Source organism: Synechococcus sp. RC10A2, assembly GCF_047502605.1.
Window position 1 is genome coordinate 140,102 of the sequence record NZ_JANSHP010000042.1, and the last position, 25,095, is coordinate 165,196.

General features: G+C 63.9%; 20 protein-coding genes, 2 tRNA genes and 3 pseudogenes. 13 read left to right on the top strand and 12 right to left on the bottom strand.

Going from position 1 to position 25,095, the window contains the following annotated elements:
* Window positions 1-53: 53 nt before the first annotated feature.
* The gene (gene pdo, locus NW848_RS04900; RefSeq protein ID WP_414510583.1) at window positions 54-725 is read left to right on the top strand and encodes a protein disulfide oxidoreductase; all 672 of its coding nucleotides are present in this window, start codon (window positions 54-56) and stop codon (window positions 723-725) included.
* Here pdo and pncA read toward each other — a convergent pair.
* On the bottom strand, window positions 708-1,301 hold the full coding sequence (pncA, locus tag NW848_RS04905; RefSeq protein ID WP_414510584.1) for a bifunctional nicotinamidase/pyrazinamidase: 594 nt from the start codon (window positions 1,299-1,301) through the stop codon (window positions 708-710). The two genes, pdo and pncA, sit on opposite strands and share 18 nt — an antisense overlap.
* A gap of 36 nt (window positions 1,302-1,337) precedes the next feature.
* On the opposite strand from pncA, the gene NW848_RS04910 reads away from it, so the two are divergent.
* The 5 genes from NW848_RS04910 (at window position 1,338) to NW848_RS04930 (ending at window position 6,105) form a co-directional block, all read left to right on the top strand.
* On the top strand, window positions 1,338-2,345 hold the full coding sequence (locus NW848_RS04910; RefSeq protein WP_414510585.1) for a class I SAM-dependent methyltransferase: 1,008 nt from the start codon (window positions 1,338-1,340) through the stop codon (window positions 2,343-2,345).
* A gap of 2 nt (window positions 2,346-2,347) precedes the next feature.
* The gene (locus NW848_RS04915; RefSeq protein WP_414510586.1) at window positions 2,348-3,436 is read left to right on the top strand and encodes a glycosyltransferase; all 1,089 of its coding nucleotides are present in this window, start codon (window positions 2,348-2,350) and stop codon (window positions 3,434-3,436) included.
* A complete protein-coding gene (locus NW848_RS04920; protein ID WP_414510587.1) occupies window positions 3,437-4,318 on the top strand; it encodes a CapA family protein in 882 nt (293 codons plus the stop codon).
* A 430-nt stretch (window positions 4,319-4,748) separates the two neighbouring features.
* The gene (nusA, locus tag NW848_RS04925) at window positions 4,749-5,846 is read left to right on the top strand and encodes a transcription termination factor NusA (protein ID WP_414510588.1); all 1,098 of its coding nucleotides are present in this window, start codon (window positions 4,749-4,751) and stop codon (window positions 5,844-5,846) included.
* Complete coding sequence (locus NW848_RS04930; RefSeq protein ID WP_414510589.1) at window positions 5,755-6,105, top strand: YlxR family protein; 351 nt, start codon at window positions 5,755-5,757, stop codon at window positions 6,103-6,105. The genes nusA and NW848_RS04930 overlap by 92 nt, the downstream gene beginning before the upstream one ends.
* Window positions 6,106-6,127: 22 nt before the next feature.
* Here NW848_RS04930 and NW848_RS04935 read toward each other — a convergent pair.
* The 6 genes from NW848_RS04935 to NW848_RS04960 all read right to left on the bottom strand — a co-directional run bounded on the left by NW848_RS04935 (window position 6,128) and on the right by NW848_RS04960 (window position 10,240).
* Window positions 6,128-6,204, bottom strand: a tRNA-Arg gene (locus NW848_RS04935).
* Between the two features lie 3 nt (window positions 6,205-6,207).
* Window positions 6,208-6,285 (bottom strand) — tRNA-Pro (locus tag NW848_RS04940).
* 42 nt (window positions 6,286-6,327) lie between these two features.
* Window positions 6,328-7,551 carry a dicarboxylate/amino acid:cation symporter gene (locus NW848_RS04945; RefSeq protein ID WP_414510590.1) on the bottom strand — a complete coding sequence of 408 codons (1,224 nt, stop codon included), beginning with the start codon at window positions 7,549-7,551 and terminating at the stop codon, window positions 6,328-6,330.
* Window positions 7,552-7,611: 60 nt separating this feature from the next.
* Complete coding sequence (mgtE, locus tag NW848_RS04950) at window positions 7,612-8,985, bottom strand: magnesium transporter (RefSeq protein WP_414510591.1); 1,374 nt, start codon at window positions 8,983-8,985, stop codon at window positions 7,612-7,614.
* 36 nt (window positions 8,986-9,021) lie between these two features.
* Window positions 9,022-9,627, bottom strand: coding sequence for a Uma2 family endonuclease (locus NW848_RS04955; protein ID WP_414510592.1), 606 nt, complete (start codon window positions 9,625-9,627; stop codon window positions 9,022-9,024).
* 109 nt (window positions 9,628-9,736) lie between these two features.
* Entirely contained in the window at window positions 9,737-10,240 is a 504-nt protein-coding gene (locus NW848_RS04960) for an SRPBCC family protein (RefSeq protein WP_414510593.1), read from the bottom strand.
* 60 nt (window positions 10,241-10,300) lie between these two features.
* On the opposite strand from NW848_RS04960, the gene hisA reads away from it, so the two are divergent.
* The 5 genes from hisA to NW848_RS04985 are packed head-to-tail and all read left to right on the top strand — an operon-like array spanning window position 10,301 to window position 14,751.
* Complete coding sequence (gene hisA / locus NW848_RS04965; protein WP_414510594.1) at window positions 10,301-11,023, top strand: 1-(5-phosphoribosyl)-5-[(5-phosphoribosylamino)methylideneamino]imidazole-4-carboxamide isomerase; 723 nt, start codon at window positions 10,301-10,303, stop codon at window positions 11,021-11,023.
* Window positions 11,024-11,042: 19 nt separating this feature from the next.
* The gene (gene pyrR, locus NW848_RS04970; RefSeq protein WP_414510595.1) at window positions 11,043-11,600 is read left to right on the top strand and encodes a bifunctional pyr operon transcriptional regulator/uracil phosphoribosyltransferase PyrR; all 558 of its coding nucleotides are present in this window, start codon (window positions 11,043-11,045) and stop codon (window positions 11,598-11,600) included.
* 9 nt (window positions 11,601-11,609) lie between these two features.
* Window positions 11,610-12,524, top strand: a complete 915-nt coding sequence (locus NW848_RS04975; protein ID WP_414510596.1) for an aspartate carbamoyltransferase catalytic subunit — start codon at window positions 11,610-11,612, stop codon at window positions 12,522-12,524.
* Window positions 12,525-12,571: 47 nt separating this feature from the next.
* Entirely contained in the window at window positions 12,572-13,753 is a 1,182-nt protein-coding gene (locus tag NW848_RS04980) for a thiolase family protein (protein ID WP_414510597.1), read from the top strand.
* Window positions 13,750-14,751, top strand: coding sequence for a zinc-dependent alcohol dehydrogenase family protein (locus NW848_RS04985; protein WP_414510598.1), 1,002 nt, complete (start codon window positions 13,750-13,752; stop codon window positions 14,749-14,751). Before NW848_RS04980 ends, NW848_RS04985 begins: the two co-directional genes overlap by 4 nt.
* Here the strand turns inward: NW848_RS04985 and NW848_RS04990 are convergent.
* Window positions 14,645-15,519: pseudogene (locus tag NW848_RS04990) on the bottom strand (MutS-related protein); the annotation flags it as partial. The gene NW848_RS04985 and the pseudogene NW848_RS04990 sit on opposite strands and share 107 nt — an antisense overlap.
* An 18-nt stretch (window positions 15,520-15,537) precedes the next feature.
* Window positions 15,538-18,816: pseudogene (mutS, locus tag NW848_RS04995) on the bottom strand (DNA mismatch repair protein MutS); the annotation flags it as partial.
* Window positions 18,817-18,938: 122 nt separating this feature from the next.
* On the opposite strand from mutS, the gene carA reads away from it, so the two are divergent.
* Window positions 18,939-20,051, top strand: a complete 1,113-nt coding sequence (carA, locus tag NW848_RS05000) for a glutamine-hydrolyzing carbamoyl-phosphate synthase small subunit (RefSeq protein ID WP_414510599.1) — start codon at window positions 18,939-18,941, stop codon at window positions 20,049-20,051.
* An 11-nt stretch (window positions 20,052-20,062) separates the two neighbouring features.
* A complete protein-coding gene (locus NW848_RS05005) occupies window positions 20,063-20,728 on the top strand; it encodes a hypothetical protein (RefSeq protein WP_414510600.1) in 666 nt (221 codons plus the stop codon).
* Between the two features lie 26 nt (window positions 20,729-20,754).
* Here the strand turns inward: NW848_RS05005 and gyrA are convergent, their stop codons facing one another.
* From gyrA to NW848_RS05020, 3 genes and pseudogenes are all read right to left on the bottom strand, one after another.
* Entirely contained in the window at window positions 20,755-22,878 is a 2,124-nt protein-coding gene (gene gyrA / locus NW848_RS05010; RefSeq protein ID WP_414510841.1) for a DNA gyrase subunit A, read from the bottom strand.
* Window positions 22,879-24,552: pseudogene (locus tag NW848_RS05015) on the bottom strand (DNA gyrase subunit A); the annotation flags it as partial.
* A gap of 49 nt (window positions 24,553-24,601) precedes the next feature.
* On the bottom strand, window positions 24,602-25,075 hold the full coding sequence (locus NW848_RS05020) for a hypothetical protein (protein ID WP_414510601.1): 474 nt from the start codon (window positions 25,073-25,075) through the stop codon (window positions 24,602-24,604).
* Between the last annotated feature and the right edge of the window lie 20 nt (window positions 25,076-25,095).

The window sequence follows — 25,095 nt, forward strand, 5'->3', positions numbered from 1 at the left end:
TTTTGGATAGAACCTTCCTCTAACGAACATGGAACACTACACTGGAGGCGACGATGACCATCCTACAGGAGAAAGACCGACAAGTGCTACAGCAGCGGCTATCGGGGCTGCCGAACACAGTGAAGTTGGTCGTGTTCACCACGAGCCAGCAGCCCGAAACCAGCGAGCTGGTCTCACAGTTGATACAGGAGTTGGTAGGCATCAGCGGCGGCAAGCTGACGCTGGAGCAGCACGCGCTGGAAGCGGAGCCGACCGTCGCGCAGGAGTACGGCATCACGCACGCGCCTGCCATCGTGGTGCGCACGGAAGAAAAAGACTACGGCATCCGCTATCTGGGCGTGCCCGCAGGCTTCGAGTTCGCGTCGCTGGTCGGGGCAATCGAGGATGTCGGCAGGGGCGATCCTGGACTGTCGCCTGACAGCCGCCTAATGCTGGTGAACCTGCGCACCCCCGTGCATATTCGGGTGTTCGTGACCTACGGCTGTCCCTACTGCCCTGCGGCGGTGCGCTTGGCGCACAAGTTGGCGATGGCAAGCGACCTAATCACCGCCGAGGGCGTCAGCAGCGAGGATTTTCCTGAGCTGGCAAGCCGATACAGCGTGATGGCAGTACCGAAGACAGTGGTTAACGACCGCCACAGCTTTGAGGGCGCGCTGCCTGAGCCTGCATTTGTGCAGCAGGTGCTGCGTGGGGCGTCCAGCAGCGGGCTAATTATCGTCCCGTAGCGCTTCCTCTGTGGGCATCAGGTGTGCGCCGTGCGCCTGCATCTCCTGCAGGGCGCGTGCGCTGTCGTCGGGCTGCAGGTTCACCCCGCGAATCGCGTCGGTCAGCACGACGACCTCGTAGCCGTGCTGAAGCGCGTCCAGCACGGATGCCCGCACGCAGTAGTCGGTCGCCAGCCCGCCCACCACCAGCCGACGCACGCCGTGCGCCTGCAGCACTTCGTGAAGCGTCTTGCCGTCATCCGTGCGACCCTCGAACGCCGAGTAGCCGTCGTCTTCCGTGCTGGTTCCTTTGGAGACGATAACCGCGCCGTCGGGCAGTTTCAGGCCAGGGTGGAACGCTGCGCCATGCGTCTCTTGCACGCAGTGGACGGGCCATAAGCCGCCGAACGCTTTGAAGTGGCGCGTCGTGCGCGGATGCCAATCGCGCGAGGCGACCACCAGCCCACCCCGCTGGGCAATCGCTTCCGCGAGGCGATTCAGCGGGGCAATCACCTGGTCGCCTTCAGGCACAGCCAGCGCGCCCCCAGGACAGAAATCGTTCTGCACATCCACAATCAGCAGCGCAGTCGGGTGCATACTTGAAGTGTACCCTGCGTATGGTACAATCCTGCTATGCCCGACTACGCCCAAGTCGCCCAGCAGGTGTACGCGCTGTACCAAGCCGTGCTGCGGGACGAGTCGCGCCGCGAACACGCCGCCGAACTGCTGAACTACTACCCGCGCTTGGGCACACTGGCAGGCTGCCGCGAATACACCCGCTTCGTGTATGACCTGTGTGCGCTGGCACGATTCGACCCAACGGGCAAGCGCGTGCTGGATGTCGGCTGCGGGCTGGGACTGCAGTTAGTGATTTTGCACTTTATGGGTGTCGCCGAGGGGCACGGCTTTGACCCCTACGCCGACCGTCTCCAAGTGCTGCAGCGCGTGATCGCTGAGCATGGGCTGACCAATCTGTACGCGGCACAGGTAGGGCTGGAAGAGGCGGACTACCCGCACGGCGCATTCGACATGATTCTCTCCAACGAGGCGATATCGCACTACCCCAGTGTGGAGCGGTTCTTGGAGCGGGCGGCGCAGTGGCTGCGCAAAGGGGGCGTACTCATCATCGCCGACGGCAACAACGGCGCGAACCCCAAGTTGGCGCACAAAACGCGCCAAATCTGGGAGCGGTTCGAAAACGGACCTGCGGGCAAGTTCGAGGGGCACACTATTCTGCAGCCGTATCGCGAACTACGCGAAGCGATCATTCGCGAGTGCGCCCCCGACTTGGACGCGCAAACCATCGCCGAGTTGGCGCGGCGCACCAGCGGGATGACCCAGCCCGCGATTCTGGACGCCGTGCGCCACTACCGCGCCACAGGCGAGATGCCTAACGCACGCTTCACGGGCGAGACCTGCCCCGTGAACCCCTACTCAGGCGCAGTGATTGAACGGCTGTTCAACCCGCTCGAGTTGGCGCGTCAGATTGAGTCCTACGGCTTCCGCGCCCGCGCGTACGCCTACTTCGGGGGCGCGAAGGGCAGCCCGCTGGTGCGCGCGGCGAACGCAATTCTCATGGCGCTGACCCCGCTGAGCATCCGCTGGGCGAACTCGTTTCGGATCGTTGCGGTACGGGCATAGCTGTGAAACTCGCGCTGTTTACGGTAAGTCTGGAGGTCGGCGGTGCGGAGCGGGTGCTGGTCACGCTGGCGAACCGCTTCGCTGCGCTGGGGCACACCGTGCAGGTTGTGCTGATGAAGCCGCAGGGCGAACTGCGCAAGGAACTGTGCCCCGAAGTGCGCATCGTTGACCTCAACACCTACCGCGCTGTGCGCACAATCCTGCCGCTGGCGCGCTACCTACGACGGGAACGCCCCGACGCGCTGCTAAGTACGCTGAGCCAGCCGAACCTTGTGGCGATTGTGGCGCGGCGACTGGCGCGGGTTCCCACGCGCCTTGTCGTGCGGGAAGCCAGCACGCCCACCCGCGAGTTCGGCGTGGCGGTCAAGCCGAAAGACCGCATCGTGCCTGCGCTGATTGCCCGTATGTACCGTCAGGCGGACGCGATTGTCGCCGTGTCGCGCGGCGTGCAGCACGACCTGCTGCGCCTGACGGGACTGCCTGAAAACCGAATCCCGTGTATCTACAACCCTGTGATTACTGAGCGACTACGGCAGGCGCGCGACGAGCCACTATCGCACCCGTGGTTCGAGGCGGGCGCGCCGCCTGTCGTGCTGGCAGTCGGGCGGCTGACCGAAGCGAAGGACTACCCCACTCTGCTGCGCGCCTTTGCCCAAGTGCGCCAGAGCCACCCCGCGCGGCTGCTGATCCTCGGCGAGGGGGAACTGCACGCTGACCTGTGGCGACTGGTGCAGGCGCTGGGGTTGACCGACGCCGTTGCCATGCCTGGCTACGAGCCGAACCCATTTGCCTACATGCGTCGCGCGCGGGTGTTCGTGCTGTCGTCGCGTTACGAGGGGCTGCCCAACGCGCTGATTCAGGCGATGGCGTGCGGCTGCCCCGTGATCAGTACCGACTGCCCCAGCGGTCCACGCGAGATTCTGGACGACGGTCGCTACGGCGCGCTGGTTCCTGTGGGCGATGTGGACGCGCTGGCGGCGGCGATTGTGCGCGGGCTGGAAGGGCAATTGCCGACTGCGCCCGACGAGTGGCTGCAGCAGTTCGAGGAAGGACACATCGTCGGGCAGTACCTGCGCGTGCTGGAGGGCTGAATGCGCGTGCGCATCGCGATTGGGGGCGACATCATCTTCGGCAAGGGCGTCTCGCAAATCGCGCGGGCGCGCGGGCTGGGCTACTTTTTTGAGCCGATTGCGCCCCTACTGCGTGAGGCGGACTGGACGGTGCTGAACCTGGAGGGCTGCATCAGCACGCGCGGCGCGCCGCTGCCCAAAGAGTACACCTTCCGCGCCCCGCCCGAACTGGCGATGTATCTGCGCCTTGCAGGCGTCTCGATGGCCTCGCTGGGCAACAATCACTCGATGGACTACGGCGCGACCGCCCTGCTGGACACGATGGATTACCTTTGGCAGGCGGGCGTCTGGTGGGCAGGTGCGGGGGCAAACCGCGCAGCAGCCGCACAGCCCGTGTATGTGGACTTCGGTGGACTGCGGGCTGCATTCGTGTGCTTCACAGCGGTTGTGCCGCGCGGGTTTCCTGCAGGCGCGCGCACGCCAGGCGTGGCGACGCTGGACGCTGTGCTGCCCATCCTGCACGAGGCGCGCGCTAACGCCGACGCGCTGGTCGTCATCCCGCACTGGGGCGACGAGGGCACAACGCGCCCCAACGCGAAGCAGCGGCGCATCGCTCAACTGCTGGTGGAAGGGGGCGCGACGCTGATTGTCGGTCACCACCCACATGTCGTACAGGGCTACGAGCGAGTCGGCACGGCGCATGTGTTCTACAGCGTCGGCAACTTCATTCACACCCCACGCTCACGACTAACGCGGCAGGCGGTGCTGCTACAGGCGACGCTGGACAAGTCGGGCGTGCGCGAAGTGCAGTCAATCCCCCTGTGGCTGCAGGAAGGGCGCCCGATCCCGAAGCGACCATTAGGCAACCATTTTCCAACGCCCGTCCCAAAGGCTTCCCCCTGATAAGGGTACAACGGTTCGGCGCAGAATCTCTGAAGCGGGGGAGACTTTTCCCAGGGCGTGCGTGGGGAGAGGCACGGTTTTTTGCCATCACCCCCTGTGTCCTCCTTTCCCGCTCGCGGGAGAGGGGAGGGCGCACCGCCGTGCGCCCCTCTCCCACGCAGTGGGAGAGGGGCTGGGGGTGAGGGCTACAAAAATGCGCATACTCTACACGCAGCGAACTCAAGCAATGTACCCTTGTCAGCTGGGGGTGCGGGCAACCAACGCGACGCTCTGCCCACTCGAAATAGTGTCGTAAGGGCTATCGTGGAACAGGCTTCTCAAATCCATGACAGGTCGGGTATACTCTCATGGGCGGCGCGGAGAGGAAGAGTGGGATTGTGCCCACTCTTTGTCTTTAACAGCCGAGACGCCCCCGAAGGGGGTATGCGCAATGGTTTGCAACGAAATCGTGGAGATACTGAAGCAGTTGGAGCGCGAGCGTGGGATCCCCTACGCGGATTTGGTGGCGACTCTGGAAGGCGCGTTCGCGAACGCCTATCGCAAGCAGATGCACCTGCCCCAGAACGCGCGGGTGCGCGCCAAGTTCACGCCTGACCAGCCGAACTGTTTTCGAATCTTCGTGGAGAAGGAGGTGGTCGGCGTCGTGACCGACGAGAGTACACAGATTGCGTTAGAGGAGGCGCAAAAGCTGAACCCTGCGTTGGAAGTGGGCGACACGGTGCAGATGGAAGCCTCCATCGCGGAGTTCGGTCGGATTGCCGTGCAGAACGCCTTCCAGGTGCTGACGCAGCGTCTGCGCGAGTTGGAGCGCGAGCATGCGATGCGCGAGTTGAACGCCAGCGTCGGCGATGTGATTACCGCGCGTGTGGAGCGATTCATCGGTCCGAAGGTGCTGCTTTCCTACGGGCGCATCGAGGTGGTGCTGCCCGAAAAGCATCAAAGCCTGCGCGACACCTACGAGATCGGCGAGCCGCTGAAGGTGCTGGTACTGGAGGTCAAAGCCCCGCCGACCGAGCGTGGGCGTGAACCGCGCCTGCGCGACATGAAGGTCATCGCCTCGCGCACGGAACCGCAACTGGTGGCGCGCCTGCTGGCGCAAGAGGCGCCTGAAGTCGCCAGCGGCGATGTGGAAATCAAAGCCATCGCCCGCGAAGCAGGCGAGCGCACCAAAATCGCCGTCCACTCCAAAAACCCGCTCATCGACGCCGTCGGCGCATGCTTGGGACAGCGCGGCATGCGCATCCAAGCCATCAGCAACGAGCTGTTCGGCGAGCATATCGATGTCATCGAGTGGAGTAGCGACCCTGTGCAGTTCATCCGCGACGCGCTCAGCCCCGCCCGCGTGAACCGCGTGATTCTGGACAAGGCGAACAAAAGCGCGCTGGTGGTCGTGCCCAACAACCAGCTGCGTCAAGCGGTGGGGCGCGGCGGCGTGAATGTGCGCCTCGCCGAACAGCTCACGGGCTGGAGCCTGGAGGTGCGTTCGGAGGAAGAGATTGCCAAAGCGGAGAAAGAGAAGTCCGCATGAGCCGATTCGGCGGTGCGCCGCGTGTCGGCGCGCCGCCCCGAAACACGACCTGTTGCGCTTTGCACGCTGCCCCCAATCCCGACGAGTTGTCTTTGACCCCTATCAGCGCCTGCTGGGGCGCGGCGCGTACCTGTGCCCAAATGCCGAGTGCTTCCGCCTCGCTATAAAGCGCAAGAGCCTCGAACGCGCCCTAAAAACAAAGGTGGACGCAAGCCTGCTGGACGCCGCTCTGGCGTACCTGTCTCAAGGCATGCGGTGAAGACCTACCCAAGCCAATCTTTTGGCGCGCCCGGAGGGATTCGAACCCCCGACCCCCAGATCCGAAGTCTGGTGCTCTGATCCGCTGAGCTACGGGCGCACATGGTCGGGGCGCCCGGACTCGAACCGGGGACCTCTACCACCCCATGGTAGCGCGCTAACCATACTGCGCCACGCCCCGACGCTCTCCATTATACCCTATCGCGCTGTTGATGCAAGCCGTCTACTTGCGCCCAACGATGTTGGTCAGAATCACCGCGCCGCCCGCGTCGCCCTCCACATTCACCATCGTGCGGAACATGTCCAGAATCCGATCGACCGCCAGAATCAGCCCGATCCCCTCCAGCGGCAACCCCACCGATTGTAGCACAATCACCATCGTGAACAGCCCCGCGCTGGGGATGCCCGCCGCGCCAATCGCCGCCAGCGCCGCCGTAAACAGCACCACGATTTGCTGCGTGAACTCTAACTGCACTCCATATGCCTGCGCGATGAAAAGCGCGGCGACCGCTTCGTAAAGCGCCGTGCCGTCCATATTCACTGTCGCGCCGATGGGAATGCAGAATCGGCTGATATAGCCCGGCACCTTGAGTTCGCGCTCGACCGTGCGCATCGTCACAGGGAGCGTCGCCGCACTGGAGCTGGTGCTAAGCGCGGTCAGCATCGCATTCGAGATGCCTGGCAGGAACCGCCACGGCGGCACGCCTCCCAACACCCACACCAAAAGTGGCAGCACAATCAGCCCGTGGATTGCCAGCCCGCCCAGCACCGCGCCCATATACTTCGCCAGCGGCGCGAACACTTCCCAGCCCGCCTGACCAATCGCCCGCGCCAACAGCAACGCGACCCCCACAGGCAACAGATACAGCACCCAGCGCACGATGACCATCGAGAGTTCCAACACTTCGCTGACGAAGCTTTTGACCGCTTGCGCACGATCGCCCATGATGTTCAGCGCAACGCCCACAATCAGGCTGAAACTAATAATCTGGAGCATATCGGTGCGCGCGAGCGCGTCAATCGGGTTTGCAGGGATGAGGTTGCGCAGCAGGTCAGCGAAAGTCGGCGGCTCGCGTTCCAGTATCTCTTTGGGCGTCTGCGCGCCTTGCAACGCTGCCCCAACCCCAGGATCGACAAGGTTCACAATCACCAGCCCCAGCCCTGCTGCCAACAGAGTGGTCGCCGTGTAGTAGACGAGCGTGATGACGCCGAGCCGTCCCAGATAGCGCGTATCCAGCCCCGCCGCCGCCGTGATGAGCGAAGCGACGACCAACGGTACGATCACCATCCGCAGCAGGCGGATAAATAGGTCTGCGCCCAGCCCCACCACGCCAAACAACGGCGATTCCGCGCCACCCGCGCGGTTGAGCCACAAGCCCCCGACAATCCCTATCAGGATGCCTGCGACAACCCAGCGTATCGACACAAAGTCCCTGTCGCGTGCCATCGCGTCGGTAGTTCGCTCCTAAACCCAGAGTTCCTGTACCGCAGCCGTGCAGCCATCCTATCAGTTGAATACAATCAACCGCGCTAAAGTGAAGTAGAGCAGCAGCCCCGAGGCGTCTACGATTGTGGTGATAAACGGCGCGGACATCACGGCAGGGTCAATATTGAGCCGCTTGGCAATCAGGGGCAGGCACGCGCCCACCGTAGTCGCCAGCGTGATAATCCCGACCTGCGCCAGCCCGACCGTCAGCGCGATTCGGAGTTGGTCTTCCCACGCATAGCCTGCGCGAGTCCATACAAGCGCATTCAAGATGCCGATAGCGCCGACCAAACTGCCCAGCAGCAGCCCTGTGCGCAACTCGCGCCCCATCACGCGCAACACCTGCTGCCAGCGCACTTCGCCCAGCGCAATCGCGCGAGTGATGGTGGTGGTCGTCTGCGCCCCTGCGTTGCCGCCCGACCCAATCAAGAGCGGGATGAACCACGCCAGCGCAGTGACCTTCTGAATCGCGTCGTCGTAGGTGCGCAGCACCGCCCCCGAAAGGAGTTGCGCCACAAACAAAAACACAAGCCAGCGCACGCGCTTCTGCACCAGTTGCCACGGGGTTTGCCGAAAGTATGGCTCTTCGGTCGCCTCCACACCACCAAGTTTCAGCACATCTTCTGTGCTCTCGCTCACCAGAATATCGACCACATCGTCCACCGTCACGATGCCCAGCATGCGCCCCAAATCGTCTACGACGGGCACCGCCAGCAGGTCATACTTGGAGAGCAGGTTCGCGACCTCTTCCTGGTCGGTTTCGGGCTTGACAACGATGATGTCGGTCTCCATGATTTGTTCGATGCGCTTACTGGGGTCGCTAACGACCACATCGCGCAACGAGCAGACACCGATTAGCCGTTGTCGCGCGTCCACCACATAGAGGTAGTAAATCGTTTCGATTTCGCTGCCGACCTGCCGCAGGTAGTCGAGGGTCATCTCCACCGTCCAGTCGGGTCGCACGCGCACATACTGGCGCACCATCAGGCGTCCCGCGGTGTTTTCAGGGTACTCCAGCAGTTCACGCACCTCACGGGCTTCGGGCGGCGCCATCTGTTCAAGGAGCGCCTCCGCCTTTGCCTCGTCCAGCGCGTCGAGGATTTGCGCGGCGTCGTCGGCAGGGATGAGTTGCAACAGGCGCGCGGCTTTCTCCAGCGGGATATGCTCGAAAATCTCGTCGACCAGCGACGGCTCCAGATACTCCAAAATCTCGGAGGCGACCGCCTCGTCCATTTGCAGCAGCGCGTGCGCCTGCTCGGCGGGGCTATCCATCAGCGAGAGGGCTTCCGCCAAGTCTTGGGGCGCATATGCTTCCAGCATCTGCTGCAGCGCGCCGTTCGGCTGCTGCAACGCCATACGCAGTTCACTCAGCAACGCTTCCGTGCGGCTCTCCATCGTTTCCCTCCTTCCGAGCGTAAGGCGCGTGCGCGGCTACGCGCAGTGCAGTAGGTCGTACACCGCGAGCACCCAATCAGGGGCGAACAACGGTGCAAGTGTAGCCCCTGCAGCATAGACCTGCTGCTCTTGATACGAGTCGCCTGCAGGCGCCCGATAGACTTCCACCCGCCGCTCCGAGAGGTTCACAATCCAGTATTCTGGAACGCCTGCTCGCGCGTACAAGGGCAGTTTAAGCAAGCGGTCGCGCGGCAGAGAGCTGTGGGCAATCTCGATTATTAGCAGCGCTGTCTCGGGATGCCGCTCAAGGTAGTCGCTTGGACGACCGGGTACAATCGCGAGGTCGGGGATTACCTCGCTTTCACCCAAACGCAACGGTTTCTCGACTCGCACATGCCAGTCCTGACTACGACGCTCCATCAAGCGGTAGGCAAGCACAGTGCCCAGCGCAGCGTGTTCGGCTCCTTCGGGCGTCATAGGATAGATATCTCCTTCGATTAGCTCGTAGCGGGTCTCGTCGTCCAACAGCCCCAGTTCCCCCAGTCGGTGGAACATTTCGGGGGTAAAGCGCACGCGCTGCAGGGCGGGCGTGCGCGCTGCAGCGCTCTCGGTAGCCATCATTTGCGCTGTAGGGGACACCATCAGCAAGGAGTATACCTTAGACGAGGACCAGCTTCCGAGAGGATTTCTGACGGGTCGTCTTCGTTATCCTAACCGCAGAACGCGCACAGGATACGCCTCTACAAAAGCGCTACGCTGAACCGACCGTTGTCAGACCCTCTGCGTGGGACGCCCGCGCCTTGCCGAAAATCTCCTCCACCTTGCGACGGCGGTACTCGAAAATCTCCTCCAAGCGCGGACGCACCAGCAGTTTGTGAATGATGCCGTCAATCAGCGGCTGCTTGAGCGCGTAGTAGACCAAGTCCTCCATCCGCACGCCGCTCTCCACAGGCGTAAAGGTGTGCCGATGATGCCAGAAGCGGTAGGGTCCGAACCGTTGTTCGTCCACGAAAAAGCGCATCGGCTCGACATGCGTGATTTCGGTAACCCAGTGCATCGGGATATTGAACAGTGGGCGCACGGTGTAGGCGATAATCAGCCCCGCCTCCATCCTATCGGGCACAGGCGTCAAAATATCGAAGCCCATATAGGGCGGCGTAATCAGTTTCAGATTCACAGGGCTGGAGAAAAAGTCCCACACGGTTTCCAACGGCGCAGGGATGACCTGCTCGGTTTGTAAACGGAACAGTTTCATAGCGCGCCGAATTGTACCCGATTATAGGCGCGTGGCTTCCTTCGGTACAATTGGCGGTTGATGAAGCCATTTGAAGTGATTCCCGCAATCGACCTGCGCGGCGGCTACGCGGTGCGCTTGCTTCAGGGCGACTATACGCGGGAGACGCGGTACCACGACGACCCTGTCGCGCTTGCCCAGCACTGGGCGCAGCGGGGCGCGCCGCGCCTGCATGTCGTAGACCTGGACGGCGCACGCGCGGGCTACCCAGTTCAATTAGAACTCATTCGGCGCGTGATTGGCGGGGTCGCAATTCCTGTTCAGGTTGGGGGCGGTGTCCGCTCGGAAGAGGCGGTACGCGCTCTGCTGGACGCGGGCGCAGACCGCGTGATACTCGGCACGCTCGCCGTCGAGCAGCCCGAAGTCGCGGGCGCGCTGTTCGAAAAGTACGGTGAACGCATCGTCTGCGCGCTCGATGTGAAGTCGGGGCGCGCCGTCACCGCAGGCTGGGAGTCGCTGTCCGAGACGCACTACCTCCAAGTGGCGCAGGAGATGGCGCAACGCGGGGCACAACGCATCATCTTCACTCAGATTGAGCGCGATGGAACCTTGCAGGGGGTCGATTTTGAGCCGCTCATCGAGCTGCTCAAGACGGTCTCTGTGCCTGTGATTGCCTCGGGGGGCGTGCGTGATGCGAGCGACCTGACTATCCTGCGTGCGCTGGCGCAGTCCACCTCGTTGGAAGGCGTTATCGTCGGCAAGGCGCTTTACGAGGGCACGCTCGGCGACGACTGCTGGCAATAAAGCGGGTATACTCCCTACGATGACGGAGCAGGGCGAGGTTGTGGTGATGGACGCGGAGGACATGCGCCGCGCCATCACGCGCATCGCACACGAAATCTTAGAGCGCAATCGCGGCGCGAAAGACCTTGTAGTGATTGGCATCCAGCGTCGGGGCGCGCCCGTCGCCCGACGACTCGCGCTCGCCCTCTCGCAAATCGAAGGCGTCGGAATCCCGTGCGGCAGTGTGGACATTACCCCGTTCCGCGACGACATTGAACGCAAGCCAGGCACGCTTACCCGTAGCCAGACCGATGTGCCGTTCCCCATCACGGGCAAGCGCGTCATCTTGGTCGATGAGGTCATCCACACGGGGCGCACGGTGCGCGCCGCGATGGAGGCTATTATGCAGTTGGGGCGCCCCGCCTGTATCCAGTTGGCGACGCTGATTGACCGTGGGCATCGCGAGCTGCCCATCCGTCCCGACTATGTGGGCAAGAACCTGCCCACCAGCCGTAGCGAGTTCGTGTTGGTGGAGTTGATGGAGTTGGAAGGGCGCGACCGCGTGGTGCTGCGCAAGGCGGCTCCGCCCCTGCCATAGGAGGCGCCGATGCCCCATGTGCTGACCGCCGCTGACTTGCCCGTGTCGGAGATACTGAACCGCGCGGAGTCTTGGCGTACCCGCCTGCAGGCGAATCCCACACCGCCGATACAGCCCCGCGCCGCGCTAATCGCCCTGCTGTTTTACGAACCCAGCACGCGCACCCGCGCGGCGTTCGAGCAGGCGTGCGTGCTGCTGGGCTATCACCCGCTGGTCATCACGGCGGAAGCCAGCAGCGTCGCCAAAGGTGAGAGCCTGCAAGATACGGTGCGCACGCTCTGCGCGCAAGGCATCCGCGCGATTGTGATGCGCCACCCGCAGGCGGGCGCGCCCCAGACCGCCGCGCAGGTCGCCACTGTGCCCATCCTGAACGCGGGCGACGGCGCACACGAACACCCCACGCAGGCGATGCTTGATCTCTACACGCTGTGGCGCCACTACGGCATGCCCGACCCGACCACGCCGTGGCTGGCGGGGCGCAAAGTCGCCATCGTCGGCGACATTCGGCACAGCCGCGTCGCGCGGTCGAACCTGACGCTGCTCACGCAAGCGGGCGCGGAGGTGTGGCTCTGTGCGCCACCGTCGCTGCTGCCCGACGCGCCTCTAAAAGGCGCCACGCTTACTCACGACGCCGACGCCGCCATCAAAGACGCCGATGTCGTCATGGCGCTCCGCTTGCAGACCGAGCGGATGCAGCAAGGACTCCTGCCCAGCCTCAACGCCTACCGCCGCGACTACCAGATCCACGCCGAACGCCTGCGCCTTGCGAAGCCTGAGTGCGTCGTGATGCACCCTGGTCCCATCCAGCGCGGAGTCGAACTCAGCGACGAAGTTGCCGACGGCGCACAGTCGCTAATCTTAGAGCAGGTGCGCAACGGTGTCTATGTGCGTGTCGCGACGCTGGAGTACGCGCTGGCGGAGTAGCTGCGCCCGAACCCCATCAGGTATCCTTTCGTTTTGTGGAGGCACGCATGAGCAACGAAGCCGTGATTGTGGCAGCGGCGCGCACACCTATCGGCAAAGCCCCGCGCGGCAGCCTGCGCCATACCCGACCTGATGACCTTGCCGCGATAGCAATCCAAGCCGTTCTCGCCCGATGTCCCGCTGTAGACCCCAGCGAGATTGAAGATGTCATCTTCGGCTGCGCGACGCCCGAAGGCGAATCGGGGATGAATGTCGCCCGCGTTGCTGCCCTGCGTGCGGGGCTGCCTCCAAGCACGCCAGGCGCGACGGTGAACCGCTTCTGCGCGTCGGGGCTGGAAGCCGTCGCCATCGCCGCCGAGCGTATCCGTGCAGGCGACGCTGACATCATCCTCGCAGGGGGCGTGGAGAGCATGAGCCGCGTGCCGTTTCTGGACATCCGCACACACCCGAACCCGACTCTGTTCCGCGACGCGCCCAACACCTACCTGAACATGGGGCTGTCGGTGGAGCAACTTGCGCGTAAGTATGGCGTCACGCGCGAGCAGGCGGACGCCTTCGCCCTGCAGAGCCACCAGAAAGCCGTCCGCGCCCAAGACGAAGGGCTGTTCGACGCCGAAATCGCGCCCGTGCAGACCGAAGTGCAGACCGTCGACGCCTGCGGACGCCCCCAGCGCGAGGCGATTACCCTCACCCGTGACGAGGGACCCCGCCGCGACACGAGCATGGAGTCGCTGGCGAAACTCAAGCCCGCCTTTCGCGCCGACGGCATCATCACGGCGGGCAACGCCTCGCAGCGCAGCGACGGCGCAGCTGCCGTGCTGGTGATAAGCGCACGCAAGGCAGACGCGCTGGGCATCAAGCCCCTGCTGCGCTTCGTGGGCTACACAACCGCCGCGCTGACCCCCGAAGACTTCGGCGTCGCGCCCGCCTATGCCATCCCCAAACTCCTGCGGCGCACAGGGGTTGGCATCGACGCGATCGACCACATCGAGTTCAACGAGGCGTTCGCGGCGCAGGTGCTGGCGTCGAGCTGCATCTTTGAGATGCCGATGGCGCGGGTGAATCCGCTGGGCGGCGCGATTGCGCTGGGGCATCCGCTGGGTTGCACGGGTGCGCGGCAGGTCGTCACGCTGGCGTGCGCGCTGCAACGCACAGGCGGGCGCTACGGTCTCGTCACGATGTGCGCCGCGCTGGGCATGGGCGCGGCAGGGCTGTTTGAGCGCGTATGAGTACGATGCGTGCGATGGTGCTGGAGGCGGTCGGGCAGCCGCTGGTGTTGCGCGAGGCGCCCATCCCGCAGCCCGAGGCGCACCAAGTGCTGATTCGTGTGCAGGCGTGCGCCGTGTGCCGCACCGACCTGCATATTGTGGACGGCGAGCTGCCCAATCCGAAGCTGCCGCTGATTCTGGGGCACGAGATTGTCGGCGAGGTGGCGCAACTCGGCGCGGAGGTCGCTGCGCTGCAGGTCGGGCAGCGCGTCGGCGTGCCGTGGCTGGGCTGGACTTGCGGCACATGTCGGTACTGCGAGGCGGGGCGCGAGAACCTGTGCCCCTTCGCGAAGTTCACGGGCTACACGCTGGACGGCGGTTATGCCGAATACGCCGTCGCTGACGCCTGCTATGTGTTCCCCATCCCCGACGGCTACGACGCAGTGAGCGCAGCGCCGCTGTTGTGCGCAGGGCTGATTGGCTACCGCTCGTACCGTATTGCGCGGCGCGAGATGGTGGGCAATCGGCTGGGGCTGTACGGCTTCGGCGCGGCGGCGCATATCCTGATACAGATTGCCATCCGCGACGGGATGCGCGTGTTCGCCTTCACACGCCCCGGCGACCACGAGACTCAGGACTACGCGCGGGGGCTGGGTGCGTGGTGGGCGGGCAGTTCCGACCAAATCCCCCCAGAGCCGCTGGACGGGGCGATACTGTTCGCGCCTGCGGGCGAGTTAGTGCCTGCCGCGCTGCGGGCGGTGGACAAGGGCGGTGTCGTCGTGTGCGGCGGTATCCACATGAGCGACATCCCGTCGTTCCCGTATGCCATTTTGTGGGGCGAGCGGGTCGTGCGTTCGGTGGCGAACCTGACGCGCGAGGACGGTACGGCGTTTTTCGAGCGTATTCGTCCCTTCACTGTGCAGACGCACCCGACGCCGTTCCCGCTGGAGCAGGCGAACGAGGCGTTGCAGGCACTGCGTGAAGGCAAGATTCACGGCGCGGCGGTGCTGGTTCCGTAGCTATGACTCCAGCCTGCGTTTCAGCTCGTCCAGTTTCAGCAGGGCTTCGACGGGGCTGAGGGTGGCGATGTCCAGCGCGCGGAGGGCTTCCAGCACGGGATGCATCTCCGCCTCGAAAAGGGTCAGTTGCAGTTTTTTGGTGCGGACGGTCGGCGCGTCGCTGGTGGGCGGCTGAACCGCGCCTTGCACGCCGCGCCGTTCGAACTCGCGCAGGATTTGCTCGGCGCGCTGCACCACCTCTGGGGGCACGCCCGCCATCCGCGCCACATGCACGCCATAACTGCGATCCGTACCGCCAGGCAGCACCTTGTGCAGCCACACGATGCGGTCGCCTTGCTCCTTGACGGCGACACGGTAGTTGGCGACGCCCTCCAATCGGTTCGCCAAATCGTTGAGGTAGTGGTAGTGGGTCGCAAACAGCGTCTTGCAGCCAATCGCGTGTAGGTACTCGGCGACCGCCCACGCGATTGCCAGCCCGTCGTAGGTGCTGGTGCCGCGCCCGATTTCGTCCAAGATCACGAGGCTGCGCGGGGTCGCGTTGTTGAGGATGTTGGCGGTCTCGGTCATCTCCACCATGAAGGTGGACTGCCCTGTGGCGAGTTCGTCGCGTGCGCCGACGCGCGTGAAGATGCGGTCTACCAAGCCGACTTCGGCGCGTTCGGCGGGCACGAAACTACCGATGTGCGCCATCAGCACAATCAGCGCGTTTTGGCGAATGTAGGTGGAGTTGTGGCTAACGAAGCCCTGCGCGATGTAGTTATGGTCAGGCTCAATATTCAAGTCGTAGACGACAGCGCGACTGGGTTTAAGGCGGACGATGGGATCGTAGAAGTAGCCCTGCATCAGAAGCAACTCCAGCTCTTGGCAGTCGATATTGTTTTCCCGACAGTATTGAACTAATCGGTTCAGTGCGGCGTAGCTCGGGTTTCTGCCGTTTGGGATGTAAGTGTAAAACAGCGACTCGACCGCCTTGCAGGACTTTAGCGCACGGCATTTGGTGCGGGAGGATACGATGCGCTGGTGTATGTTGTTTAGGAGGGGTGCTAAATGAGGTATCCCGCCTTTGTTTGGACGGCGCACTTCGGAGGCGAGTAAGGCGCGTTGTTTCTTCCTTTCAAGGCGGAACCCTATCTGTTGGTGGAAACGGATTGCATCCTCCCCGTGAACGGCGATCTCGTAGTAAGTACCTTTTTTGATGGTCTTCTTGCGCAACGACGCTACAATCCCCAGGTTAAGTAGCAGCATCTGGGTCTCCAGCGCAAGCAGGCGCGAGGCGGTGGTGAGGAACACATTCCCGTACTTGCGCTCCACATAGCCGTCGGTATCGAACAGTCCTTGCAGATAGGCTACGACGCACTCGCGTGGGGCACAGAGGATGCACTGAGGCGTGCGCTTCGTCGCTGCAGTTGCATAATCCAATCCAATCTGGTGCAGCCACTGCCTCAAGTAAGCACTGGAGATGGAGTAGTCCTTGCCGTTTGCCTTGCGAGTGGGCGCGTAGCCGAACAGTCGCTCAGACAGTTCGCAGAACTGCTCTGCGAGGAACGGGTCTTTCGTGGAAAAGACGATGGCGTTGCGATAAGTTATCGTGCCGTCGCCGATGAGTAGCCCCAACCAGTAGGCAAGATCAGGCGTGAGATGGGTCGGAACTTTGCACTCCTGCTCGCGCGGGTGGATGAAGGTTTTTTGACCCCCTCCTTTAGGTTCCCCCTGCAAGCAGGGGGAACCACAGTCCCACTCGCGAAGCGCGGCAACCTTCACTCGCACGCGGTTCCCCTCGCGAAGCGGGGGGAACCTCAAGGAGGGGGGGTCAAAAGTGGGCAGTTCCGTCTGGTTGCCCCAGCATTCGAACCCGCGCGCGAGGGCGACCCAATCGCCTGGGCGCAAGTCGCCGAGGCGCGTCCAGCCCTCCGAACCATCTTCGCGGCGTGTCCACACCTTGTGGTCAGGCGTGCCCTCCAGCGTGAACCCCAGCCGCGTGGTCAGCCGAATCGTCGCTTGCTCCCCGCCAGAGTAGAACTGCGTTGCGCGCTGCACGCCGTCGCGCGTCCGCACGCGGGTATCTATCGGCGCAAAAGCGTTCAGCGGCGCGTCGGGCGGCGCAAGGTCGTGCAATCGCTGAATGCCCCGCTCTGTAAACACCAGCGTCTCGCCCGACAGGCACTTCCCGCTCATGTTGGGACCTGTCAGGATAATCAACCGCTGGGTGGGGTCTAAACGGCAGTCGTTGGGCGCAAACGGCTTCTCGCTGAATCGCTCCACGACGGGGTGGCGTCCGCCCACGATATGGATGCGGTCTTCAGCGTCCACCACGGGGCGCACATAGCGGTGGCGCACGGCGTTCTCGGCAAACGCACACAGCACATCCAGCTCGGCAATCGCCTTCGCCAGCGACTGCAGGTGTGGCGTGTGGCGGGCGACCTCGCCTCGCACGCGCGTGAACAGCTCGAACTCCAGCGCGTTAATGCGCTCCTCCGCGCCCAGCAGAATCGCCTCCTGCTCCTTGAGTTCAGGGGTGATGAAGCGTTCGGCGTTCGCCAGCGTCTGCTTACGGATGTAGTCGGCGGGCACTTTGCTCAGGTGCGGCTTGGAGACCTCCAAGTAGTAGCCGAAGACGGCGTTGTAGCCGACCTTGAGGCTGGGGATGCCCGTGCGCTGCCGCTCTTTGGCTTCCAGTTGGGCAATCCACTGTTTGCCGTCGGTGCGCACTTGGCGCAGGCGGTCTAATTCGGGGTCGTAGCCGTCGCGGATGACGCCGCCCGATTTGAGGTCAGCGGGTGGGTCGTCCACGAGGGCGCGTTCCAGCAGGGCGCAGAGGTCATTCAGGGGCGCAAGGCGCGGCGCAAGCGTCGCCAGCAGCGTCGGCGGCTGGGGCAGCTCGCGCAGCAGGGCGTCCGCTTCCGCATGCAAGGCGGGCAGCCGTTGCAGTGACTGGCGCAGGGCGACGAGGTCGCGGGCATTCGCTGTGCCCGTGCTGGCGCGTGCGGCAAGCCGCTCCAAGTCCGCCAGTGGGCGCAGCATCTGGCGCAGTGCGTCGCGGCGAATGCTCTGCTGCGCCAGCGCGTCTACAGCGTCCAACCGCGCAGCGATGGCGTCAGGCTCCAGCAGCGGCTCGTCGAGCCAGCGTTTCAGCAGTCGCGCGCCCATCGGCGTGCAGGTGCTGTCGATGCTCGCCAGCAGCGTGTAGCGGCGCGTGCCATCCATCAGGTTCTGCGTCAGCTCCAGATGTCGCCGCGCCGTCGCGTCAAGGTACATAAACCGCTCCACCGAGTAGGTCGCCAGCGTGCGGATATGCTCTAAGGCGGTCATCTGGTTCTGCTGCAGGTAGCGCAGGGCGAGTGCGGCGGCATCCAGCCCGCGCGTGAACTCCTCGCAGCCGAACCCGCGCAGCGACTCCACCCCAAAGTGGCGCAGCAAGATTTCGCGCGCCTCGCGCCCGACCCATTCCTGCAGCGGTACGGGTGTAATCGTCGCGCTTAGTTGCTCGCGCAAGGTCTGGATGAGTTCCTCTTGGTCTTCGGGCACCAGCACCTCGGCGGGTTGCAGGCGGAACAGTTCGTCAAGCAGTTTCTGCAGGCGTCCCTCGCCTGCGATTTCGGTCGCCAAAAATTCGCCTGTGGAGACATCGACGACGCCCAGTCCGTGAATCGGGTCGCCCAGCACGGCGGCGACGAGGTAGTTGTTCGCCCGCGCGTCGAGCATCGAGTCTTCCACGACGGTGCCTGGGGTCAGCACGCGCGTGACGCGGCGTTTGACCAGCCCTTTGGCGAGTTTGGGGTCTTCGATTTGGTCGCAGATGGCGACGCGGTAGCCTTTTTGGACGAGTTTGGCGAGGTAGCGTTCGTAGGCGTGGATGGGCACGCCCGCCATCGGGATGCGCCCGTTGCTGCCGTCCTCGCGCCCCGTCAGCACGATTTCCAGCTCGCGCGCGGCGATTTCGGCGTCTTCCCCGTAGAATTCATAGAAGTCGCCGACCTGCATCGCCAGCAGCACATCGGGGTACTCTGCCTTCAGGCGAAAATACTGCTGCAGCATCGGCGTCTGGGGTCGGAACTGCCCTTGCATCGGGTGGGATTATACCCCGCATACGGGAAGGCAGCCATAAGTGGGGCAACCACGAGGGTTGCCCCCTACAAAGGGTAAGGCTGTGTCTTGGGGAGCGCTTCGGGAGGTATACTTCCTTCCCGATGCGGGCGCATCTGGTGCTGGAAGACGGGAGCGTATTTGCGGGCGAGTCGCTGGGCGCGACGGGACGCGCCACAGGCGAACTGGTGTTCACCACCAGCATGACAGGCTACCAAGAAATCCTCACCGACCCCTCCTACGCAGGGCAAATCGTGCTGATGACCTACCCGCTGATTGGCAACTACGGCGTGAACGACGAAAGCGACGAGTCGCGTCGGGCGCAGGCGGCGGGCTTTGTGGTGCGCGAGGCGTGCGAGACGCCGTCCAACTGGCGAGCGCGCGCCGCGCTGCACGATTACCTCGCCGCGCGCGGGATAGTGGCGATTAGCGGCGTTGACACCCGCGCCGTCACGCTGCGCGTGCGCTATTATGGCGTGATGATGGCGACCATCACCACCGACGAGACGCCCGACGAAGCGTTCCACCGCCTGCAGACCGTCCCCCGCTACGACGAGGAAGACTTCGTGTACCGCGTCACGACACCTGAACCCTACAAGTGGGGCTACGACGGGATGGAACCCATCGACGCGCCCGACGACCACTACCGCAAGCGCGTGGTGATACTAGACTGCGGGGTGAAGTGGAACATCCCGCGCCGTTTAGCCAGTCTGGGGGTGCGCTCGATCATTCTGCCTGCGACGGCGACTGCCGAGCAGGTGCTGGCGTATCAGCCCGACGGGGTGTTGCTTTCGCCTGGTCCAGGCGACCCCGCGCGGTTGCAGCCTGTGATTGAGACTGTGCGTCAGTTGCTGGGTAAGGTTCCCGTTGCGGGCATCTGCTTGGGCAATCAGTTAGTGAGTCTGGCGTTGGGGGCGCGCACCTACAAGCTCAAGTTCGGGCATCGCGGGGGCAACCATCCTGTGAAGAACTTGCTCACGGGGCGCGTGGACATCACCGCGCAAAATCACGGCTACGCCGTAGATCGCGACAGTTTGGACGGCACGGGGCTGGAGCTGACGCACATCAACCTCAACGACGGCACGGTGGAGGGCGTGCGTCATCGCGACTTGAGGGTGATGACGCTCCAGTACCATCCTGAAGCCGCGCCTGGACCGTGGGACAGCCGCCCGTTTTTCAACGAGTTCCTCGCGCTGATGGACGGGCGCGGGGCTTGACGGGGATAGCCATGAGCCAATCTTCGCGAGACGACAAGGCGCAGATCGCGCTTGCCTTCGCCGCCGACTACATTGAGGTGCTGGCAACCGCGCGCTCAGCGCGCTTGCTGCCTGCACGGCGCTGCCTGGTTGCGCTGGTGCGCAAAACCGCCGCCGCCCGTGCGGGGGAGCCGAGCTATCAAGAGCCTGGCAATGTCTATGTAGTTGTCTTGGAGCCGCGCGCCGCTCAGCCGCCAAGGCGTCTCTGGGAGCAGCTCGTCGGGCACGGCAGTGGTGGCACACTGCTGGTGCGTGACCTGAACCGCGACGGCAGGGACGAAATCTTCTTCTGGGTGGACGGGCAGGCGTGTGCTGCGGGCGTTCTACAGATGATACGCCCCACCCAAGCGCGTTGGCTCTACCGAAGTGAGGGTCGCTTCCGCGCAGAAGCGCGCGATGTGAACCGAGACAGGCTCTGGGAGATTGTGGAGTCGTGGCTCACCATTCAGTTAGATGAGCCGCACTACTCGCAGATTGCCCGCCAGCGATGCTTATTCGCACGCAAGATATGGCAGTGGGACAAACACGCGGGCGCGTACCGCCTCTGGAAGGTGGAGCCAGATTGGGAAACTCAAAGGCGACTCTCGCGCGACGAACTGCAACGCACGCCTGGAGCGCGAGAGATTTTAGGGCTGTGAGGCAGTTTTGTCTTTGAGAGGCTTCGCTATGCGCTCGCGTCTTGTCCGTCGCGCGAGGCGTCCACTGCATGCAGGCGTTTGCCCAGCACGATGCGCGTAATCGCTGCCACTGTGTCGCCTGGCGCGAGGTCTATTAGTTTCACGCCTTGCGCGATGCGCCCCGTGATGCGCAGATCCGCCACGCGCAGCCGAATGCCCTTGCCGTTCGCGGTGACGAGGATGACCTTGTCGTCCTTCTCGACGACCTCCGCCGCGACCACGCTGCCCGTCTTGCGCGTGACATTCATCGTGAAGATGCCCTTGCCGCCGCGTGATTGCACGCGGTACTCCGTAAGCGGCGTGCATTTGCCGAAGCCGTTCTCGGAGACGACTAAGAGCAGCGCGTCGGGCTGCACGCGACACGCAGCAACGAGCGCGTCGTCCTTGCCGAGCCGAATCGCCTTCACGCCGCCTGCCGTGCGACCCCGCACGGGCACATCCGATTCGGGGAAGCGTATCGCCAGTCCCGCGCGCGTCGCCAGCAGCACATCGTCCTTGCCCGAAGTGTGCAGCACCCATCCCAGCGAGTCGCCGCTTTCGAGGTCAAACGCATTCAAGCCGTTGCTGCGCAGGTTCGCGAACTCGTTGAGCGCGGTGCGCTTAATCTCGCCCCCGCGCGTGATCATCGTCAGGTAGCCCTCGCTGGCGAAATCGCGCACCGAGACCGTCGCCGTCACCTTCTCGTCAGGCTGGATGTTGATATAATTAATCACTGCCGTGCCGCGCGCCTGACGCGAGGTTTCGGGAATCTCGTAGGCTTTGAGGCGGTACACGCGCCCGCGATCCGTGAAAAACAGGATGTAGTGGTGCGTGCTGACTTGGAACAGGTGTTCCACTTCGTCCTCTTCGCGGGCGGTGGTGGCAATCACGCCCTTGCCGCCGCGCTTTTGCGAGCGGTAGGCGTCCATCGACACGCGCTTGATGTACCCGTCGCGCGTAATCAGCACGAGCGTCTCCTCTTCGGGGATGAGTTCCTCTTCCGAGATGTCTTCCGCTTCGCGGGCGATGATGCGCGTGCGTCGCCCGTCGCCGTACTTCTCCTTGAGGGTGCGCAGGTCGTCCTTGATAATCTGCTCCACCTGCTTCGGGTCGGAGAGGATATGCTCCAACCGTGTGATTTCGCGCAACAGTCCGCGGTACTCCTCGGCGAGTTTCTCCTGCTCCAGCCGCGCGAGTTGGCGCAGTTGCGTGTTCAGAATTGCGTCCGCCTGCAGCACAGTGAGCGCGAATCGGCGAATCATCTCGCGGCGGGCGACCTCGGCGGTCTCCGACTGGCGGATGATGCGGATAATCTCGTCCAGGAAGTTGAGTGCGATTTGCAGCCCCTCCAAGATATGCGCCCGCGACTTGGCGCGGTAGAGTTCGTAGCGCGTGCGCCGCTCGATAACGGTGCGCCGATGCTCCAGATAGTGATCCAGCAAGTCCAGCAGGCTCATCACGCGCGGCACATTGTCCACCAGCGCGAGCAGAATCGCGCCGAAGGTGGTGCGCATCTGTGTGTGCTTGAGCAGACTGTTGAGCATGCGGTTCGGGTTCACATCACGGCGCAGTTCAATCACCACGCGCATGCCCGTGCGGTCGGAGTAGTCGGCGAGGTCGGTAATGCCATCCAGTTTGCCTGCCTTGACCAGCGCGGCGATTTGCTCGATCAGGCGCGCCTTGCTCACTTGGTAGGGCAGTTCGGTAATCACAATCGCGCTTTTGCCGCCATCCAGCGGTTCGATCTGCGTCTTGGCTTGCATCACGATGCTGCCGCGCCCTGTCTCGTAGGCTTGGCGGATGCCCTTCGTGCCCAAAATCAGCGCGCCCGTCGGGAAGTCGGGTCCAGGCAGCAGTTTCAGGATGGGTTCCAGCGTGCAGTTCGGGTGTTCCAGCCGATAGATGAGCGCGTCGACGATTTCGCTGAGGTTGTGCGGGGGGATGTTGGTCGCCATGCCGACGGCGATGCCGCTCCCGCCGTTGCACAGCAGGTTCGGGAATCGCGCGGGCAGCACGGTCGGCTCCTCCGCGCTCTGCAGATAGTTCGGCATCCAGTCGACGGTCTCCTTGTCGATATCGGCGAGCATCTCCATCGCGATGGGGGTGAGGCGTGCCTCGGTGTTGTGGTTAATGAACCCGTTCGCGACGAAGGAGTGGCAGTCGCTCGCCACGCGAATCGAGTAGACGCGCTGCGTGCCTGCGTCCTCGATGGCGACGATGGGGTCGAAGAAGTAGCGTCCTTCGGCGAGGGCACATAGGAACTCGGCGTCTTCAGGGGTGAGGGCTTCCAGCAAGCGGGGGAGCGCGTCGGCGAGCCGCTCTGGTCGGTCGAAGTTGTGCTTGCCCAGCCACTCGCGGTGGCGCGTTGCTGTTCGGCGCACATACGCGCTCAGGTACGGCACAAAGTCGGTCTTGGACAGCACGCGCCCCGTCGCATCATTCAAAACCGCCTCCAACGCCTTGCGTTTCGCTTCGGACACAAAGCCGATACTTGCGGCATAGCGCTGCAGGTTGCGTGCGCCTGTGAGGATGAGCCGCCAAGTCGTGCCGCGCGTGTCCTGCGTCAGCCGCGCCACAATCCCAAAGTGCAGCAGCATCACCTGCACCTGTTGTAGCAATCGCTTGCTGGCGGAGACGAGGCTTACGCGCATCAGGCTCCGCCCACTGCGCTCGACACCTCCGTCGCCTTCGAACAGCCCGCGCAGAAACGCCGCCTGTACCGCCTGCGGCGAGCGCAAAATCGCCTCGGGCACAACGCGCTCCGCCGAACGCCCGTGCAGCCCCAAGTTGCCGAGTAGCCGCACCACCTGCTGGCTGACGACCTGCATCTGCCAGAACGGGCGCTTGCCGAAACCGACAGGCGGGCGCAGCCACTGGTGCAGACGGCAGTCGGGGAAGACGCGCGCCCAGCAGCGCACAAACTCGTCGGCGAACTCGCCTGGCGTGCAGGTGAACTCGATGCGGTCGTCTGCCAGCGTGCCCTCAGCGACCAGCGCACCCATCAGGAACGCCAGCGGCTCGTCCAGTTGCGTCGGCAGCGCGTGGCGTCGCGTCGCAGGAGAGAGGTCTGGGTAGTACGGGGTGAGGTCTACAGGCGTTCCCGCTTGTGTTTCGATGCCCCGATCAATCACGAGGTAGTCGCCCACTTGCAGCGTGTCCAGCGTTTTCCACGCGAGGCGCGGCTTGCCCGTAGTGTCCGCAAGGCATACCAGCACGGGGTGGTTCGGCGTGCCTATGAGTTCGTAGCCGTAGCGTGTGCGCACGCGCAGAGTCGGATGCTCGCCGCAATCGAACCACCGTTCGGCGCGCTGGGTTCGCCCGCCTGCGGAGCGGACGGCAATATCAATCGCGACCTCCGCCCCTGCCTCCGCGCTCGCCAACTTGCTTATCGGAATTAGCCCCTCCGCTGTGCGCACCAGCGCGTCGCCTGTGAGGCAGTAGCGCATGGCAGCAGGCGGGTCGCCGTCCACGCTCCCAAAGTTCCCCTGACCGTCCACCAGCGGATAGCGCATGTTGAAGTCCTGCGCCATGCGCACCAGCGTGGGGTAGACCACCTCCTGCCCGTGCGGGTGGTAGTTGGCGGTGGTTTCGCCGCACACCTTCGCCGACTTGGTGTGTTGCGAGTCGGGGGTCAAGCCGAGTTCGCGCATCACATACAGAATCCGCCGCTGCACGGGCTTGAGTCCGTCGCGCACATCGGGCAGCGCGCGGGCGATAATCACGCTCATCGCGTAGTCGAGGTAGGAGCGTTTCATCTCCTCCTCGACGGGAACCTGCAACACCTCGCGACCAATCGGGCTGCTCATCACAAGCAATTGTACCCGACGGGCGGGGCGGTCAAAGATGTGGGTGTGTTCACTTCGGCAGTGGGTGGTAGTAGATTGTGTGTTCAAACGCCGCGCCGTCGTCCGCGTCGGCAGCAGGCTCGGTGGGCGGCGCGGAGCGGAAGTAAACGGGGTCGCCCTCCGTGATGAACCACGACTCGACGCGCTCGTTGGGCGCGGTGACGACTATCGCGTGGAGCGTGCCCGACGAGAGCGGGAAGGTCGGCACGAGTTGCCACTCCTTCTCGCCGAGCCGTTCCAAGCGCGTGCGCACGGGGTCAAAGTCGCCGCCTTGACGCTGGTACTTGAGCGAGACGCTGAACACGGCAGGCGGCTGGGCGTCGCCTCGCCACGCGATGCGCGGCTTGATGCGCGTGTCCACATCCCGCGCGCCGTTCGGGGGCGCAACCACCATTCCCTGCAGGCTCCCCTTGTAGTCCGTGATGATTTGATGGCTCGTCGCGCCGCCGCACCCTGCAAGCGCGGCAAGTATCGCAAGCCACATCCCAAGCATCATTATCCAAA

What these genes read in the sequence shown, in the direction of transcription:
- NW848_RS04920 (WP_414510587.1), top strand. Translation starts at nt 3,437, where the DNA reads ATGCGCGTGCGCATCGCGATTGGGGGCGACATCATCTTCGGCAAGGGC.
- hisA (WP_414510594.1), top strand. Translation starts at nt 10,301, where the DNA reads ATGAAGCCATTTGAAGTGATTCCCGCAATCGACCTGCGCGGCGGCTAC.
- NW848_RS04960 (WP_414510593.1), bottom strand. Translation starts at nt 10,240, where the DNA reads ATGAAACTGTTCCGTTTACAAACCGAGCAGGTCATCCCTGCGCCGTTG.
- pdo (WP_414510583.1), top strand. Translation starts at nt 54, where the DNA reads ATGACCATCCTACAGGAGAAAGACCGACAAGTGCTACAGCAGCGGCTA.
- NW848_RS05020 (WP_414510601.1), bottom strand. Translation starts at nt 25,075, where the DNA reads ATGTGGCTTGCGATACTTGCCGCGCTTGCAGGGTGCGGCGGCGCGACG.
- NW848_RS04955 (WP_414510592.1), bottom strand. Translation starts at nt 9,627, where the DNA reads ATGGTGTCCCCTACAGCGCAAATGATGGCTACCGAGAGCGCTGCAGCG.
- NW848_RS04930 (WP_414510589.1), top strand. Translation starts at nt 5,755, where the DNA reads ATGTGCGCCTCGCCGAACAGCTCACGGGCTGGAGCCTGGAGGTGCGTT.
- pyrR (WP_414510595.1), top strand. Translation starts at nt 11,043, where the DNA reads ATGACGGAGCAGGGCGAGGTTGTGGTGATGGACGCGGAGGACATGCGC.
- NW848_RS04910 (WP_414510585.1), top strand. Translation starts at nt 1,338, where the DNA reads ATGCCCGACTACGCCCAAGTCGCCCAGCAGGTGTACGCGCTGTACCAA.
- NW848_RS04945 (WP_414510590.1), bottom strand. Translation starts at nt 7,551, where the DNA reads ATGGCACGCGACAGGGACTTTGTGTCGATACGCTGGGTTGTCGCAGGC.
- NW848_RS05005 (WP_414510600.1), top strand. Translation starts at nt 20,063, where the DNA reads ATGAGCCAATCTTCGCGAGACGACAAGGCGCAGATCGCGCTTGCCTTC.
- NW848_RS04985 (WP_414510598.1), top strand. Translation starts at nt 13,750, where the DNA reads ATGAGTACGATGCGTGCGATGGTGCTGGAGGCGGTCGGGCAGCCGCTG.
- NW848_RS04980 (WP_414510597.1), top strand. Translation starts at nt 12,572, where the DNA reads ATGAGCAACGAAGCCGTGATTGTGGCAGCGGCGCGCACACCTATCGGC.
- mgtE (WP_414510591.1), bottom strand. Translation starts at nt 8,985, where the DNA reads ATGGAGAGCCGCACGGAAGCGTTGCTGAGTGAACTGCGTATGGCGTTG.
- NW848_RS04975 (WP_414510596.1), top strand. Translation starts at nt 11,610, where the DNA reads ATGCCCCATGTGCTGACCGCCGCTGACTTGCCCGTGTCGGAGATACTG.
- carA (WP_414510599.1), top strand. Translation starts at nt 18,939, where the DNA reads ATGCGGGCGCATCTGGTGCTGGAAGACGGGAGCGTATTTGCGGGCGAG.
- pncA (WP_414510584.1), bottom strand. Translation starts at nt 1,301, where the DNA reads ATGCACCCGACTGCGCTGCTGATTGTGGATGTGCAGAACGATTTCTGT.
- nusA (WP_414510588.1), top strand. Translation starts at nt 4,749, where the DNA reads ATGGTTTGCAACGAAATCGTGGAGATACTGAAGCAGTTGGAGCGCGAG.